Origin of the sequence: Pseudomonas sp. VE 267-6A, assembly GCF_024126555.1 — a bacterium.
GTDB lineage: Bacteria > Pseudomonadota > Gammaproteobacteria > Pseudomonadales > Pseudomonadaceae > Aquipseudomonas > Aquipseudomonas palmensis.
In genome coordinates, this window is sequence record NZ_JAMYBY010000015.1 from 1 (window position 1) to 14,984 (window position 14,984).

Consider the following 14,984-nt stretch of genomic DNA (forward strand, 5'->3'; position numbering starts at 1 on the left):
CTGACCGACCACAATGGCGAGATGGCGTGGGCGGGGCAGTACAAGGCGTGGGGGGAGGTGCGTGAGGAGCGGTCGGTTTGGGCAAGGCAGGTAGGGCTGAGTAACCCGCTACGGTTTCAGGGGCAGTATCACGACCGGGAGACTGGGCTGCACTACAACCGGTATCGGTACTATGATCCGGGGGTTGGGCGATTTGTTGGGCAGGATCCGATTAGTTATTCGGGTGGGTTGAACCTGTACCAATACGCACTAAATCCGACGGATTGCGTTGATCCATTGGGTTTGGCGGGGCGAAAAGTAGCTAAACCTCGTATTGATCCTGGCAATCGAAAAGAAGGCTGGCAACATATTGATGAGCGGCATGTGAGTGGCACCCATCCAGGGGGCCATGGTGACCTGTTTCCTGAGGGGACAACGCAAGAACAAATTCAGACGGCATGTGAGTGTCTTGTGAAAAAGGGTAATAGAGTTTCTGATCCTAGTAGCAGAATGCAAATCTATGAGAAGCGCATAAAAATAAATGGTCGCACCGACCGGGTTCGAGGTGTATTCGACTCTCATGATGGAAATAGGACAATTACGGTTTTCCCTGTTAGAGGAGGCTAATAGTTATGGAGTTCTACATTTCGAGATCCGAAGAGGGCGGTGAGCCAGAAGGATTTGACTTGGGGGATATGAGGCTTTCCTCTGGCGATCAAGGTATAGACTCCAAGGATGATTCAAGACTTCGGATGATGATATATTTGTCAATTACCTCCTTAATTGATGGCTTGGTGAAATTGAAAAGCACAAAATCTTTTGAATTTATCGGAGTTGATTCATCTTTTGCGTTATTATTTAAGATTAAAGGAGAAAGGCTTTCTATTTTTTATCAGGGTCGTTTTTTTGCAGAAGCTAGTTATCGTGTTTTTTTAGGGATTATTGATCGTGAAGTCGATAGGTTCCTTGCTGAAGAAGGAATTTCTATTGTCGATTCGGTTTTTGATGATATGGAGGCTTCTAGGAAAAAAATCAAATCTTCAATCAATACTAAATAGAGCGTGTGGAAGTTTCCATTGGGAGTTGGCATTTTCTAAAAGAAATGCAGCCGCCAGGTGAGCAATCCTCAATGAATATGGCGATGTAATGAAGGAGAAGCACAAAGGGCCGAAAGGATAAATCATGACAACTACATCACGCAAAGCAATACAATTTCTCATGATGTTATTGGGTTTTTTCTCCGCCAGTAAACATTGCAATACGAGACATGGCATTGCAATGAAGACGTCGGGAGAGAGGTGCTAATCAAGTTGTAGCGCAACGAGCATCCAATAGTTAGTCGGGCGGTTGCAGTAAACGAAAAAACACCGCGTGCAACGTTGAGATAGTTATGCCCTGATGTTGATCATGGAGTTAGTCAAGTTGCGGAGTGATGGCCAGTAAACGACACACTTTGGGGATGGTACGTGGAAGCAGTACCGTGTGTCGGGAAAAGACCACGGAAATATCCTAGGCCGAATATTAAATAAGCAAAAAATAGTCCACGCCAGATGGTAGGGTTCTTATCCATCAGAGGCGTGTATTAGCACCTCTCCCACATGAGGCTCCAAAAGGTGAATGAGTCAAACCATTTCAAATCATATGATTATAAATCATTTGCTTTAGCGAATAATGATCATGTTGTGACGGGCGTTGATTATTTGTGTTCAATTTATAAGTCGCACGAGCTTGCAGGCGATTTTATTCTTTGGTTCGCTAGACTTATATGGCCGGCGTTAAAAATGCTAGATGGCAAGGTTTTTGTTGTTGAGTTGTTTGATGCCGAGCTATACCAACAGCATTTAGATGTGAAAAGCACGCCTGGTAAAACTCAGTTCTGGGTGAACCTGCTAGAGATAACGGGCGTATTCGACAAGCTTTCGTTTGATCAGGCCATGGAGGTTGCTGTAATAGTATCTGAAAGCTGGAACTCTAAGATTTTGAAAGAATTTGGTGCGGAGCATGCCTTGGCACGATATATATTGGATGAAGATACGGGGGAGATATTCGTTACCATAGGGCTTTCATCCGAAGAAAATAACGAGCCTCAAGTAGATTTCAGTCTAAAACCGCACTAGGCAGGCAGGGATGATCCTGCTCGCCCGTTATGTGTAATGAGGGCAAGTTACTTACTTGCGAGTGATGATGAAGATACCACCTCTAGGTGTAGTTGGTAAAGTTGTCAGCGGTCACGATGCGGGGTTGTATGTTAAGGTGATTTTTGATTTGGGTGATATGGGCGGTTATTATGTATTAACCTCAAATAAATATGATTTCAGCGTGGGGTTTGATGACTGGATTGAGTCGAAAGAGAGTTTGATAAAGTACTTTGCAGAGTCGGGTTGGGTTGTTGATTGGTTGGGCTAAGGCGTTTATTGGGGGGCGATTAGACTCGGTTAAAAGTGCATGCATATAGCATCTGGTGTTTTGAGTGCGCTGCAATACAGCATTTTTGAGGATTTGCAAAATTTGTTGTCCGGCTGGAGCTACATCCTCACCGGCCTGATAAGAAGTAGGTAAAGTTATGTGTGAGAGTGAAGAAGTAAATTTGAGGTCAGAGTTGTCTGCTGCATTGATTTCAGAGGGGCTGAGTCCTAACGAAATCGAAGATAAAGAAAGAGTTACTTCTTTGATTGAAAAGAGATTTATCTCAGGAACCCCTAGGGCTTGGTGGTTATCACTGGTCAGTAAGCCGGAAGTGTATAGCTTTGCGGACAATTCTGGCTATCAACACTTGCTTGAAATATTTCCCGCAGATAATGATAAAGTTTGGTTTGTAGTGGATGATGATAACAAGGAAAAATTTGTATTTTTTATTCCATTGAATAAAGTTTAGGATATTATTGAAATTTGTCGTTTTTTTGAGTATTACGTGGTCGATGAAAATATTTCTTGTATGTTGGCTGGCAATGATCATGGTGAGATCTTGGTTTGTAGAGGGGGGAGTTTATAGTTGAGGTGTATTTATATTTAGTGGTTGAGCTTAGGATATTTCGGCCTATTTAATGAGGTCGTAACGAGAAAAATACTCAAAGCGACACATTCTGGATATTAGCTATTACGGCGGCCTGAACCTCTATAGTTACGTCGTTAGCCCAGTCGGATGGATTGATCCTTTAGGCTTGGCCGCACACAGGGGACGTATTCAAGCACAAGGAAAAAACCTTGAAGAGTCGGTGAGTTGGAACCAAGAAAATCCACTCACAGCAGAGGGCGCAAAGTTGAAAATCACAGAATTGAAAGACAAGCTAAGCAAAGAGGGATCTCAAAGTTAGGGAGGACACATTCAAACGAGCCGAAAAATTTATAGACAAAGCATGCCCATGCGGCGTTCAGGGAGACAGCAAAAAAACATTTCTGGTTAAAGGCACTGCAAGCGAGATAGTCGAAACTACCTTGCTGGATAGAAAATCCGACAACTCACAAAGTTTTTGTATTTTTGGCAGCACAGATATTCTTCGTAGAATCCATGAGAAGATGTCTGAGTGGTTAAAAAGACAGAAATAGGGCTAGTCGGGTGGAGTATGTCGAGGGTGAAATTTCAATGGGGGCCGTAGCTGAATAACCAGTAGGGATGAAGTGAACTAGAACAGGAAATGAATCATTCGCGCTCGCTAATAATGATTATGCCGTGACGGGTTTTGTGTTAAATCTACAAGGCGCATGAGTTTTCAGGTGAATTTTATGTTTGCCTCGATAGGCAGGATATTCTAGTTGCCGAGCTTAATTCTGAAAGCAGGGGGAAAAATTACGCATGTCTGTGCGCTAGAGGAAGTACGCTAGGACGGAAGGAAGAAGGCGCTAAGCCGCTAGTTTTTGATCACCCAGACGGGCACCCTCATATGGTAGGCGAAGGATTTCCTGCTCATCACGACGGGCCGCATGTGCACGCGAAAAACAAGAAAGGCGAAGTCATAGTATTTACTTATCCGGGGTAGCTGGGATGTTCGAAGTTTTGATTTGCAGGTCGGAATTTAAGTATCTAAAAAAATACGCCAATGAGCGTATATCTTCACTACCGGCAAATGGTAATGATGAGCTTTCTGCTGTAATGGCGCGTGATCCGAATGGTAAGCTGGGGTTCGATGTGAATCAGATAGCTGAAAGTATTTTAGATGAATTGTTAGGAGAGTGTTACTGCTTACGCGGCTCAGGCAGTGTTGATCATCCAGGAGTATTCCCCAAGGGAGGCATGCCGAATTTTTTCTTCAAAGATAAAGGTGGCGCATTTAGCAGTTTAGTTGCCTCGCATGAGCGTTATGTGCTAGCCATGAAAAAATACAGCATTCTTTCCCGCTATAGGCACACTGAAAAGCCAGAGCCTTCTGAGTTGTCGCACTTCCTGCAAGATGACAGCCGGATTGAAGAACCATTGTATGAAAGTCTGCTATCTTCTTGCGCATATTTTGGGATTTCTCAACGTGCGCAAGAGCATGGCTGGGGGGCATTTTATTTGATCTCCCAAGACATGGATGGTTTCTTGACTAAGTTAGAAAGCTTAGTAGGCGATGAAGGGCGCCTAGTGTTCATCGAAAATATGCGAGAAATGCCCTGTTGGTAGGGTGGCCAGTGTTGTGATGACCCGCGTCTTGACCCCATGGGACGGCTGGCGCGCATACCGCCAGTCAGGGTGACCAGTCGCAGAACGAGCGCTTTGCCTATGCCGACAATGGCAAGCTGAACCAGGCGCTCAATGCGGCGAGCACGCTGCAGTGGTTCCATGACGAGGTGGGCAATCCACCGCGCATTACTGGAACGTGGAAGCAGTACCGTGGGTCGGGAAAAATCACGGAAATATTGCTAGGCCGAACATAAAAGAAGCAACGGAAATACTAGGCCAGACGGTCGTGTATTCATAGATAAATGGCGCGTGCGCCATCCAGTACCTGACGAATATCCCAAAGGTGAATAACTTGGATAGTATTAAATCATTTGACTTCTCTTCTTTTGTGAATGCCAATAAGGATCACGCTGTAACAGGCATTGATTATGTAAGGGCAATTTATGTGAATCACGAGCTGGCATCGGACTTTATTGTTTGCTTTGCAAGATTTTTATGGCCAAGTTTCAATATTTTGAATGATAAGGTTTTTGTTGCTGAGCTGTTCGATCCTGAGATGTTTGAGCGTCACTTGAGTTTGAGCAAAAGTCTAGATGAGACTCAGTTCTGGATGAACCTGCTAGAGATAACGGGGGTTTTTGATGAGCTTCCCACGGAGCAAGCCATGGAAGTTGCCCTAATAATTTCTGAAAGTTGGAACTCTAAAATATTTAAAGAATTTGGTGCGGAGTATGCAGTGGCGCGACGTATATATGATGAAGAGTATGGAGAGGTCTTCGTTACTATCGGCTCTCGATCCTGATTGTTAAGTAGATATTGCCTGTCTTTGGATGGCTTTACTTGCAGTATATGTCATGAGAGCAGAACTCTATATTACTTGCATTCTTTGGGGCACTCGAGACGCGTCCTTGAGGGCGCGACCAGTGTCGATGATTCCCAGCAACTGCTCCTGTAGATTTGCATCTGCAGCTTAGACCAGGACCCGTTGTGGTAAACGCACATGCAGCCGCAGGCGTTTGATGCGATTGCGTGGTACCAGTGCGACCACCTGGGCCCGACGAAGGAACTGACTGACAACAAGGGTGAGGTGGCGTGGGCGGTGCAGTACAAGGCGTGGGGTGAGGTGCATGAAGAGCGCTCGGCTTGGGCGAGGAAGGTAGGGCTGGGTAATGCGCCACGGTTTCAGGGGCAGTATCACAACCGTGAGACCAGGCTGCATTACAACCGGTATCGGTACTATGATCCGGGGGAGGGCGATTTAGTGGATAGGGCTCGATTAGTTGTTCGCGTGGATTGAATATACAATGCCGCGCCCCGGTGTTTTTCATTAAAAATACGTATGCTGAGATTCAAATAGATGAAGTTACATGGGTTGTACGCAAAGATAATAAAAAAAGAAGCCTACAATGATCTGCGTTGCCTGGCAGGCGCGTTCGACGATTTTGAAGAATACCCCATCATTTCACGGGACAGCAGATTAAAAAAATTACAAAGGAAACTTGAGAAAAAAGACATCTCGGATTTTCTGTTGGGGCTTGCTGTTTTCGTATTGAATACCGTACGTGCACTCGCCCGCAGCAATCAAAGGCAGTTAGAGCTGACTGCCATCACCTTCACACGCTTCGATGCCAGCGGTGGCTCCACGTTGGTGCCCCAACTCTTCATATACCCAAGTACCGCAGCCAGCGCACTTCGCCAAACGCTTATCAAGAATCAACCTGAAACGGACTCAATGGAAATGACCAAGGTCAAGCAGCTGTTCACGACCTGCGGCTTCGTTGAGAGCTTCGTTTTTCTAGAGAGCAGGTTCTTTGACCACGCCTGCAACGAGGAACTTGTACGTATTTATGCCATCCCTCGACAGACGATGTAGCGCGCCTGGAGGGTAGGGGGTTCGATGTGCTTGCCGGCACTCCGCTGACACCTTGCCATCGAGCGCAAAGCCGCTAGAAGCCCCGCTTATGGGTTGGTCAATTCGCTATATATTTTTGTGTATAGCGTTGTAACGTCCTGTGAACAACGCTAGCATTCCTGCCGTTTGGCCCTGCGCCATCCCGCTTTCCCCCCTAAAGCAACCACCGGCTGATCACCTCCTGGGGAGGTCGTGATCAGAAAAAACCGTCAGTCGCTATATAAAATAATACACAACGTCGCCCGGGCGCCGCCTACGTCAAGGCCGACACAGGAGCAGCAATGAAGCCGCTAACACCGCACGCCCTGATGGTTGCCGTCGCAGCCCTGGGTGCTGAATCCGCCCTCGCGGAGCAGAAAAACACCTTCACCCTCGGCGAAATCCAGATCTCCGCGCCACAGGACGAAACCCTGTCCACCGGCGGTACGGTCATCGACCTGAAGGACATCCGCCTGCACGACCGCGAAACCGTCGCCAGCGCGCTCACCCTGGCCCCCGGCGTCAACCTGGGCTATATCGGCGGTCGCGCCGAGCAGGTGGTGTTCGTGCGCGGCTTCGATCGCCTGCAGGTGCCGGTGTATATCGACGGCATCCCCACCTACGTGCCCTACGACGGCAACATCGACCTGGGCCGCTTCACCACCTACGACCTGTCGCGCATTCAGGTGGACAAGGGCTTTGCCTCGCTGCTGTACGGCCCCAACACCCTGGGCGGGGCGATCAACCTGGTTACCCGGCGCCCGGTGCAGGAATTCGAAGGCGAAGTGGGCGGGGGGCTTGAGCTGACCGATCACGGCAACGTGAACGCCTACCGCACCTACGCCAACGTGGGTTCCAACCAGGGCGCGTGGTGGATGCAGGGCGGGGTGTCGTATGTGGATTACGACTACACCCTGCTGCCCGACGACTTCAAACCCACCAACAACCAGCAAGGCACCGGCCGGCGCGAGAACAGCGACCACCGCGACACCAAGTTCAGCTTCAAGCTGGGCTTCACCCCCAACGAAACCGATGAATACGTGCTCGGCTACGTTCAGCAGGAGGGCAGCAAGGGCCAGCCCACCTATGCCGGCAAGCTGCCGCCGACCGGCCAGCGCGCACGCTGGTGGGAGTGGCCGCGCTCGGACAACACCAGCGTGTTCATCGCCACCAAAACCGGCTTTGGCGAGCACTTTCTGAAAACCCGCGTGTACCACGATACCTTCAAGAACTCGCTGGAAAGCTTCGCCTACCGCAACGGCGTGGTGGGTAACCTGCAGAAGGGCTTCCCGAGCAAGTACGACGACGAGAGCACCGGCTTCTCGGTGGAAGCCGACCTGGCCCTGACCGAGAACAACCGCCTGGGCATCGCCTACCACTTCAAGGATGACGTGCACCGCTCCCGCGATGGCGACAGCCCGCAAACCCACTTTCGCGACCAGACCCAGTCGATTGCCCTGGAAGACACCCTGCGCCTGAACGAGATTTTCAGCGTGGTGGGCGGCGTTTCCTACAACTACCGCAAGAGCCTGGATGCCGAAAACTACGGCACCACCGCCAGCTCGCCCAAGCAGGCCGTGCTGTACGACGAACCCACCGGCAGCAACGATGCGGTCAACGCGCAGCTCGGCCTGTTCGCCAACACCAACCCGCTGCTGGGCACCGATGACAACGGCCAACTGCGCCTCACCGTGGCGCGCAAAAGCCGCTTTGCGACCATCAAGGACCGCTACTCGACCCGCTTCGGTACGGTCATCCCCAGTCCGGACCTGAAGTCCGAACGCGCCACGCACTACGAGTTCGGCTACAGCGGCCAGGTTGCCCCGCAATGGCAGCTGGACGCGGCGCTGTTCGTGGCCAATATCGAAGACTCCATCCAGAAGGTCACCGTGCCCGCGCAGGACAACTGCGCCGCGCCCTGCGGCCAGTTCCAGAACATCGCCAAGGCGCGCAACCAGGGGGTGGAGCTGGGCATCAACGGCGACCTGGGCGAGTGGGAGCTGGCAGCCAACTACACCTTCCTCGACCGCGAGAACCGCAGCGACCGCGACCTGCACCCCACCGACACCCCGCGCCACAGCCTGTTCGGCTCGGCCTCGTGGAACCTCGACGCCTGGAAGCACACCGCCAGCGTGGAGGCGGCCTCGCGTCGCTACAACACCTCCGACGCCACCCAGATGGCACCGGGCTACGCGGTGTACAACCTCAAGACCGGCTACCGCTTCAGCAACGACGTGCTGATCGAGGGCGGCGTGCGCAACCTGTTCGACCGCCTGTACGAGTACAGCGAGGGCTACCCGGAAATGGGCCGTCAATATTTCGTGCAATTCAATGTGCCGCTGTAACCGCTGGCTGGCGGGCCTGCTGCTGGCGTTCAGCGGCCTGCTGAGCGCGGCCCCGCAAAGCGTGGTGGTGATGACCAGCTACCCCCAGGAGGTGATGACGCGGGTGGAGGATGGCTTTGCCCAGGCCCACCCGGAGTATCGCCTGCAGGTCCTCTGGCGCCAGGGCTTCGATGCCTTGCCCTACCTGCTGCAAGCCAGACAGGGCGGGGTGGATGTGTACTGGGCGCCGTCGCCGGGCAACTTCACCCGGCTGGCGAAGGCGGGCAGTTGGCAGCCGCTGGGTATCAGCCTGAAGGGCTTGCCGGCGCAGATCGGCGGCCTGGCGTTGCGTGATCAAAAAAACCTGTACCAGGCGACCGAGCTGGCAGGTTACGGCTTTGCCATCAACGCCGCGTCGCTCGCCGAGCTGGGTGTGCCCACGCCCAAGGACTGGCCCGACCTGCTCGACGCCCGGTTGCGCGGGCGGGTGGCGCTGCCCGACCCGGGCCGGGTCGGGTTTGCCCCGGTGCTGCTGGATATCGTGCTGCGCGCCTATGGCTGGGAGCGCGGCTGGGCCCTGTGGAGCGAACTGGCCGGGCAGGCGCGGCTGGTCACGCGCGGCGGCACGCTGGTGAGTGACGAAGTCACCAGCGGGCGGGCAGCGGTTGGCTTGTCGATCGACTTCTTCGTCGCTTCGGCCAAGGCCAACGGCGAGCCGGTGGACTTCGTGTACCCGGCCCACGGTGGGCTCAACCCGGCATTCATCGCCATTACCGCAAGCACCCAGGCGCCGGCCGGTGCCCGGGCGTTCGCACGGTACGTGTTGTCCGACGCCGGGCAGGCGCTGCTGGCCGATGCCGACATTCGCAAGCTGCCGGTGCGCCCGAGCGTGTATGCGCAGCTGCCCGCGCAGTACCACAACCCGTTCGTTGCCGCGGGGCACGGCGCCTATGACTACGGCAACGGCAGCTCGCGCGAACGCCTGGCGCTGATCAGTTCGCTGTTCACCCAATGGCTGGGCCTGCCCCACGAGGCGCTGAACGAACTCTGGACGCGGCTGCACGCGGCCGAAGCGGCGGGGCATGACGTAGCCGCCATACGTCAGTTGTTGACCGCGCCGCCACTGACTGCCGGGCAAGCCGAGGCCAAGCCGTTGCTGGGCCTGTTCGCGGCACGTCAGGACAAGGGCATGGCCCACGAGCCGGCAACCGACCAGGATGCACTGGGCCGTACCGAGATCACCTGGCAGTTCCAGGCCGCGCTGCAGCGGGCAGAGGCGGCGCGGTTGCTGGAGGGGCTGGGTCAGTGACCGTTGTGCGCATCGCCGGGCTGTCGATCGGTTTGCTGGTGAGCGCGCTCGCCTGCGCCGATGTCACCCACACCGCGGTCAACCGTGAAGCCTATGCCCAGCCCTTCGCCGGGCTGGACGAAGGCCAGCTGGAGCGCTTCTTTCGCGGGCGCAGCCTGTTCCGGCAGGCGTGGGTGGTCGCGCCGTCTCGCGACGAAGCGGTGGATGGGCTCGGGCCGTTGTACAACCGGGTGTCGTGCATCGCCTGCCACCCCAAGAACGGTCGTGGCCAGGCGCCGCAGCAGGGGGAGGCGATGCGCAGCCTGTTGCTGCGCCTGTCCGTGCCGGGCCGCGATGCCCACGGCGGGCCGAAGCCTCATCCTGTGTATGGCGACCAGCTCAACGACCAAGGTGTGCCCGGTGTGCCGGGGGAGGGGCGGGCCCATGTGTACTGGCAGGAACACGCGGTGCCGCTGGGCGATGGCGAAACCGTGATGCTGCGCACGCCGCGTGTCGACCTGCGGGAGCTGGCCTATGGGCCACTGGACGGGGTGTTGACCTCGGCGCGGGTGGGCTCGCCGGTATTCGGCCTCGGTTTGCTGGAGGCCATCGAGGCCAGCACGCTGCAGGCCATGGCGGCTGAAGCCAAGCCCGACGGCGTGACCGGGCGCGTCAATCAGGTATGGAGTGTGGAGCGACAGCGTGCCGAGGCGGGCCGCTTTGGCCTCAAGGCCAACCAGCCCGACCTGCGCCAACAGATCGCCCACGCCATGCTGGGCGACCTGGGCATCACCTCCACGCTGGCTCCTGAGCAGAACTGCACGCCTGCCCAACAGGCCTGCGCGCAGGCGCCCCACGGCGGCGAGCCGGAGCTGGACACGATGCAGCTTGGTGACCTGCATTTCTACCTCGCCCACCTGGCCGTGCCTGCGCGCCGGCAGCAGGCCGAGCCTGCGGTTGTGCAGGGTAAAAAACTGTTTGCCGCGATTGGCTGCACGGCCTGTCACCGGCCCGAACTGGTCACGGGCACACACCCGCTGTACCCGGCGCTGAGCCAGCAACGGATCGCGCCGTACACCGATTTGTTGTTGCACGACATGGGCGAGGGGTTGGCCGATGGCCGTGAGGACTTTCTCGCCAACGGCCGCGAGTGGCGCACCCCTGCGCTGTGGGGGCTTGGGCTGGGTGAGCGGATCAACCCCGGCAGTGGCTACCTGCACGACGGCCGAGCGCGCACGCTGGAGGAAGCCATCGTGTGGCATGGCGGTGAAGCGCAAGTGGCCCGGCAGCGCTATGTAACGCTGGGGGCGAAGGAACGGGCGGCGATTCGGGCGTTTCTTGAGTCGCTGTAGGGCGCTGGACCCAAGGCGATCATCTCTCAGTGACGGGAGCGCGATTCAGCGTGAGAAGGCCAGGGCATGAAGCCCTGGCCAATCGCAACCGTCACTTTTTCTTTTTCGCAGGTTTATCTGCCTTGTCCGACTTCTTGGCCTTCTCGGGCTTGCTGTCCGATTTTTTTGCAGATTTCTTGGGTTCGGCATCTTTTTTCTTGTCTTTCTTTTCTTTCTTTTCAGAGGCTTTGGAAAGAGCCGATGCCGCAGCTGATTTCTTTGCCGATGATGACTTCTTGTCTTTCAAATCCTTGCTGGCTTTTGAAGACCCGTCTTTGCTTTTCTTCTCGTCCTTAGCCACGTTGACCACCTCTGATAGCGCTTGCCGGTATTGGCACGTTGCCTGTGGGATCATCCACATGCTGATCATTAGGCGAGTTCGCCCAGAGGCGGTTCAAATTATTTGAGGCGCTGGGCAGGGCCTTGGCGGATGTTGCGTCAGGTACCGGGGCTTGGCATGCCCGGCAAGCTGGGCCAAGCTTGCATGGGCCTGCAGCAGTTGCTCTACTACGGGCCTTTCATCGATAGCGCTGATGATTACTATCAAAGGGCCCGCCTGTCGGCGCGGCAAAACCCGCTTGTATAATCGCGTTCGATTTTTCCCCGCTTCCCGCGCCTGCTCAAGGCGTCATTTCCCCCATGGAACCCAGCACCATGCCAAGCGCAAGCCAGGCCCCTAGCGGCCTTCCCGAACACAATCAACAGAGCGTCAAACAGCAGTGGCTGGCGATTCTCTCGGTCGCGGTGGGCGCCTTTGCCCTGGTGACCAGCGAGTTTCTGCCGGTGGGCGTACTCAACGATGTCGCCAGCGACCTGGGCATCAGTGCCGGTCATGCCGGCCTGATGGTGACGCTGCCCGGCATCATGGCCGCACTCGCTGCGCCCTTGCTGTCGGTGGGCATCGGCGCGATGGACCGGCGCTACCTGCTGATCGGCCTGACCCTGATCATGATCATCGCCAATGCGGTGGTGGCCTACGCCACCGACTTCAGCCTGCTGCTGTTCGGCCGTGTGCTGCTGGGGGTGAGCATCGGCGGGTTCTGGGCCACGGCCATCGCCCTCAGCGGCCGCCTGGCCCCCAAGGGTGTGGGGGTAGCCCAGGCCACCTCGATCATCATGGTGGGTGTGACCCTGGCCACCGTGCTGGGCGTGCCCGTCGGCACCTGGCTCAGTGGCCTGATGGGCTGGCGCATGACCTTCCTGGTGACCGCGCTGGTGGGTGTACCGGTGCTGCTGGCCCAGGTGTTCCTGCTGCCGCGGCTCAACCCCGACAAGGCCATTCGCATCAGTGACCTGCCGGCACTGTTCATCAATCCGCAGGCCCGGGTCGGCCTGATTGCGGTGTTGCTGATCGGCCTGGCGCACTTTGCCGCGTACACCTATGTGGCACCGTTCTTCAAGCAAAGCGCCGGCTTCGATGGGCCGACCATTGGCTCGCTGCTGTTGCTGTATGGCGTGGCCGGGGTGCTGGGGAATGTCTTCGCCGGGTTTGCCGCCAACCGCAGCGTACGTTACACGCTGATGCTGGTGGCGCTGATGATTGCCGTCAGCACGGCGCTGTTCCCTTACTTCGCCACCGGCATGACCGGTGCGGTGATGCTGATCGCGCTGTGGGGCTTTGCCTTCGGTGCCTTTCCGGCCTGCGCCAGCATCTGGATGTTCGTGGTGGCGCCCAAGGATGTCGAGCGTGGCATGCCGCTGTTCGTGGCTTTGTTTCAGGTGATCATTGCGCTGGGGTCGTTCTTTGGCGGGCGCATCGTCGACCAGATGGGCAGCTCGGTGCTGCTGAGCCTGGCCACGGCACTGGTGGGCTGCGGTTTTGTCACGGTGCTGGTGCTGGGGCGCAAGGTCAGTAACCGAATGGCGGTTCAGCCTTGCTAGCAGCCCGGCGCATGGGCTGACGTCAATCTTGAGGGGGCCGCGTGTGCGGCCTTGCAGATCGCTGAGATTCGATAGCCCAAATCAGCACTTCATTGCTGATCTACGGCGCATAGAAACACCCGCCCAGCGGGTCAGTCCACACCAGCTCCCCGGTAGCGGGGCGGCGCATCAGGTTGTCGAGCTTGGCATCCACGTCACATTCATGGCGCTGCGCAAATTCCGCCGCCCTGGCGAGTGTGATCAACACCCCCGCCAGCGCGGGATGTTCACCGGCCAAGGCCAGGCACTGTTTAGCAAGCACGGCGTTGGCCGGCAGATCATCATTGTCGTCGAGCAACCCCGACAGCAGGCTGGCAAGCAACGGCTCGCTGGCCTCATCCACGCTTATCAACCTTTCCACTTCGGCCAGCCAGTAGAACTCGTTTTCGCTTCCCCTGAATGAAGCGTCAGAGGGCCCCACGGCGCCATAGTCGTGAATGACCTCGACGACATTACGGTTGCCCTGGGCCCACTGCCGGGCAAGAAAATTGTGGCCGCAACCTTCGAGCGTGAGGCGATAGAGCCTGGTACCGTGCTCGAACAGCATGCTGCTCGAACCCTGGCAAAGGAACGTCGCCTGGTTCAGCGGCGCGCTTGCCAGAATCGCCTGGAAGTGTTTGCCCGCTAGCACCGGTTGATCAGCCATGCCCATTCCCCCCGCTGAAGTTGCCGACCCCTGATGCTTGAACAGCCGCTTTCGAGAGCAGGCCAAGCCTGCTTCTCGGGTGATCCCTTTCCCCAAGCCAGTTGGGGATCAAGGCGCCTTGCGCCGCAAAGTGCTCGACATGCACCACGGTGATTCTGCCGTCTGTGTAGGCCACGGCGTTGATCATCTTCCATGCGCCGGGGCGGGCATGGCGCAACAGCGCGTAGGCAGACGCGACATAGTTCATCCCCGTGCCCAGGCCGAACATCACGATCAGTCGGGTCTCTTGCGGCAGGTCGCGAAGAAAGGCCGTTGTACAGTTGCTGGCCACCGACTTGCCGAACGGGCTGGCAATGAACTTGTCCAGCATCCCGCCGCCTGATCCTTTCCAGGTACCAGCCTTGCGGTCGTGGCGCTCTACGGTGCAACGGATGAGCGATGCGAAATGAAAGCGCCCGTCGTTGTCCGCAATAAGGCGGTCCACCTGTTGCTTGAGCCTGTCAGGCGGGGTGGCGGGGATAAGGCCCACGTGGGCCAGAATCTTGCCCACATTGAGACGACTGCCCTTGTAGGCGATGTCGTCGTGAGGTGTGCTGGCAAGTGCCCCCGCCTGAGTGGGGCCCTTGGAGAAGCCCAGCACAACCACCTCTGGCGTAGTACTGCCCCATGCCAGCGGGTTTGCCGTAATACGCCACTCGCCCTCGGTGCGAGTGGCTACATCGAATGCTGGCGCACTCTCGGTGTGGCAACGCGAGCAGGAGACTCTGCCGTGACGGGGTAAGCAACTCATCAATCCTCCCAAGGTGCCGACGTTTGAAGTAGCAGGGCGCCACAAGATGGACTCGATCCGGCTATTACGCGGCAACTGCGAGCAGCGTAGTTGACGTTGTTTACTTTGCCATCAGCGTGTCTACCGCCCGTTTGTGCTCGGCCAATAGCCGACAT

Annotated in this window: 15 protein-coding genes and 1 pseudogene; 13 read left to right on the top strand and 3 right to left on the bottom strand. The window is 56.1% G+C overall.

Annotated elements, in window-relative coordinates; all coding sequences use genetic code 11:
• The 12 genes and pseudogenes from NJH59_RS17905 to NJH59_RS17960 form a co-directional block, all read left to right on the top strand.
• Positions 1–606, top strand: a 606-nt coding sequence (locus NJH59_RS17905; RefSeq protein WP_253087113.1) for an RHS repeat-associated core domain-containing protein, incomplete at its 5' end; no start/stop codon positions are given.
• 5 nt (positions 607–611) lie between these two features.
• Positions 612–1,037: a hypothetical protein gene (locus tag NJH59_RS17910; RefSeq protein WP_153046076.1), complete on the top strand. Its 426-nt coding sequence runs from the start codon at positions 612–614 to the stop codon at positions 1,035–1,037.
• Positions 1,038–1,592: 555 nt separating this feature from the next.
• The gene (locus NJH59_RS17915) at positions 1,593–2,096 is read left to right on the top strand and encodes a hypothetical protein (RefSeq protein WP_196932412.1); all 504 of its coding nucleotides are present in this window, start codon (positions 1,593–1,595) and stop codon (positions 2,094–2,096) included.
• Positions 2,097–2,163: 67 nt separating this feature from the next.
• Complete coding sequence (locus tag NJH59_RS17920; protein WP_253087114.1) at positions 2,164–2,385, top strand: hypothetical protein; 222 nt, start codon at positions 2,164–2,166, stop codon at positions 2,383–2,385.
• Between the two features lie 157 nt (positions 2,386–2,542).
• Positions 2,543–2,854, top strand: coding sequence for a hypothetical protein (locus NJH59_RS17925; protein WP_153046077.1), 312 nt, complete (start codon positions 2,543–2,545; stop codon positions 2,852–2,854).
• A gap of 1,107 nt (positions 2,855–3,961) precedes the next feature.
• Entirely contained in the window at positions 3,962–4,579 is a 618-nt protein-coding gene (locus NJH59_RS17930; protein WP_196932414.1) for a hypothetical protein, read from the top strand.
• Between the two features lie 352 nt (positions 4,580–4,931).
• Entirely contained in the window at positions 4,932–5,381 is a 450-nt protein-coding gene (locus tag NJH59_RS17935; protein ID WP_078480297.1) for a hypothetical protein, read from the top strand.
• A gap of 171 nt (positions 5,382–5,552) precedes the next feature.
• Positions 5,553–5,839: pseudogene (locus tag NJH59_RS17940) on the top strand (RHS repeat domain-containing protein); the annotation flags it as partial.
• Positions 5,840–5,936: 97 nt separating this feature from the next.
• Complete coding sequence (locus tag NJH59_RS17945; protein ID WP_116054351.1) at positions 5,937–6,452, top strand: hypothetical protein; 516 nt, start codon at positions 5,937–5,939, stop codon at positions 6,450–6,452.
• A gap of 320 nt (positions 6,453–6,772) precedes the next feature.
• Entirely contained in the window at positions 6,773–8,815 is a 2,043-nt protein-coding gene (locus NJH59_RS17950; protein ID WP_253087115.1) for a TonB-dependent receptor, read from the top strand.
• A complete protein-coding gene (locus tag NJH59_RS17955) occupies positions 8,802–10,103 on the top strand; it encodes an extracellular solute-binding protein (RefSeq protein ID WP_253087116.1) in 1,302 nt (433 codons plus the stop codon). Before NJH59_RS17950 ends, NJH59_RS17955 begins: the two co-directional genes overlap by 14 nt.
• Positions 10,100–11,434: a di-heme oxidoredictase family protein gene (locus NJH59_RS17960; RefSeq protein ID WP_253087117.1), complete on the top strand. Its 1,335-nt coding sequence runs from the start codon at positions 10,100–10,102 to the stop codon at positions 11,432–11,434. Before NJH59_RS17955 ends, NJH59_RS17960 begins: the two co-directional genes overlap by 4 nt.
• 91 nt (positions 11,435–11,525) lie before the next feature.
• Here the strand turns inward: NJH59_RS17960 and NJH59_RS17965 are convergent, their stop codons facing one another.
• Complete coding sequence (locus tag NJH59_RS17965; protein ID WP_231390615.1) at positions 11,526–11,774, bottom strand: hypothetical protein; 249 nt, start codon at positions 11,772–11,774, stop codon at positions 11,526–11,528.
• Positions 11,775–12,127: 353 nt separating this feature from the next.
• Here NJH59_RS17965 and NJH59_RS17970 point away from each other — a divergent pair, with 353 nt between their 5' ends.
• Positions 12,128–13,354: an MFS transporter gene (locus tag NJH59_RS17970; protein ID WP_043859956.1), complete on the top strand. Its 1,227-nt coding sequence runs from the start codon at positions 12,128–12,130 to the stop codon at positions 13,352–13,354.
• Positions 13,355–13,454: 100 nt separating this feature from the next.
• Here NJH59_RS17970 and NJH59_RS17975 read toward each other — a convergent pair whose 3' ends face one another.
• Positions 13,455–14,039, bottom strand: a complete 585-nt coding sequence (locus tag NJH59_RS17975) for a hypothetical protein (RefSeq protein ID WP_253087118.1) — start codon at positions 14,037–14,039, stop codon at positions 13,455–13,457.
• Positions 14,032–14,679, bottom strand: coding sequence for a hypothetical protein (locus tag NJH59_RS17980; protein ID WP_253087119.1), 648 nt, complete (start codon positions 14,677–14,679; stop codon positions 14,032–14,034). The genes NJH59_RS17975 and NJH59_RS17980 overlap by 8 nt, the downstream gene beginning before the upstream one ends.
• Positions 14,680–14,984: the final 305 nt, after the last annotated feature.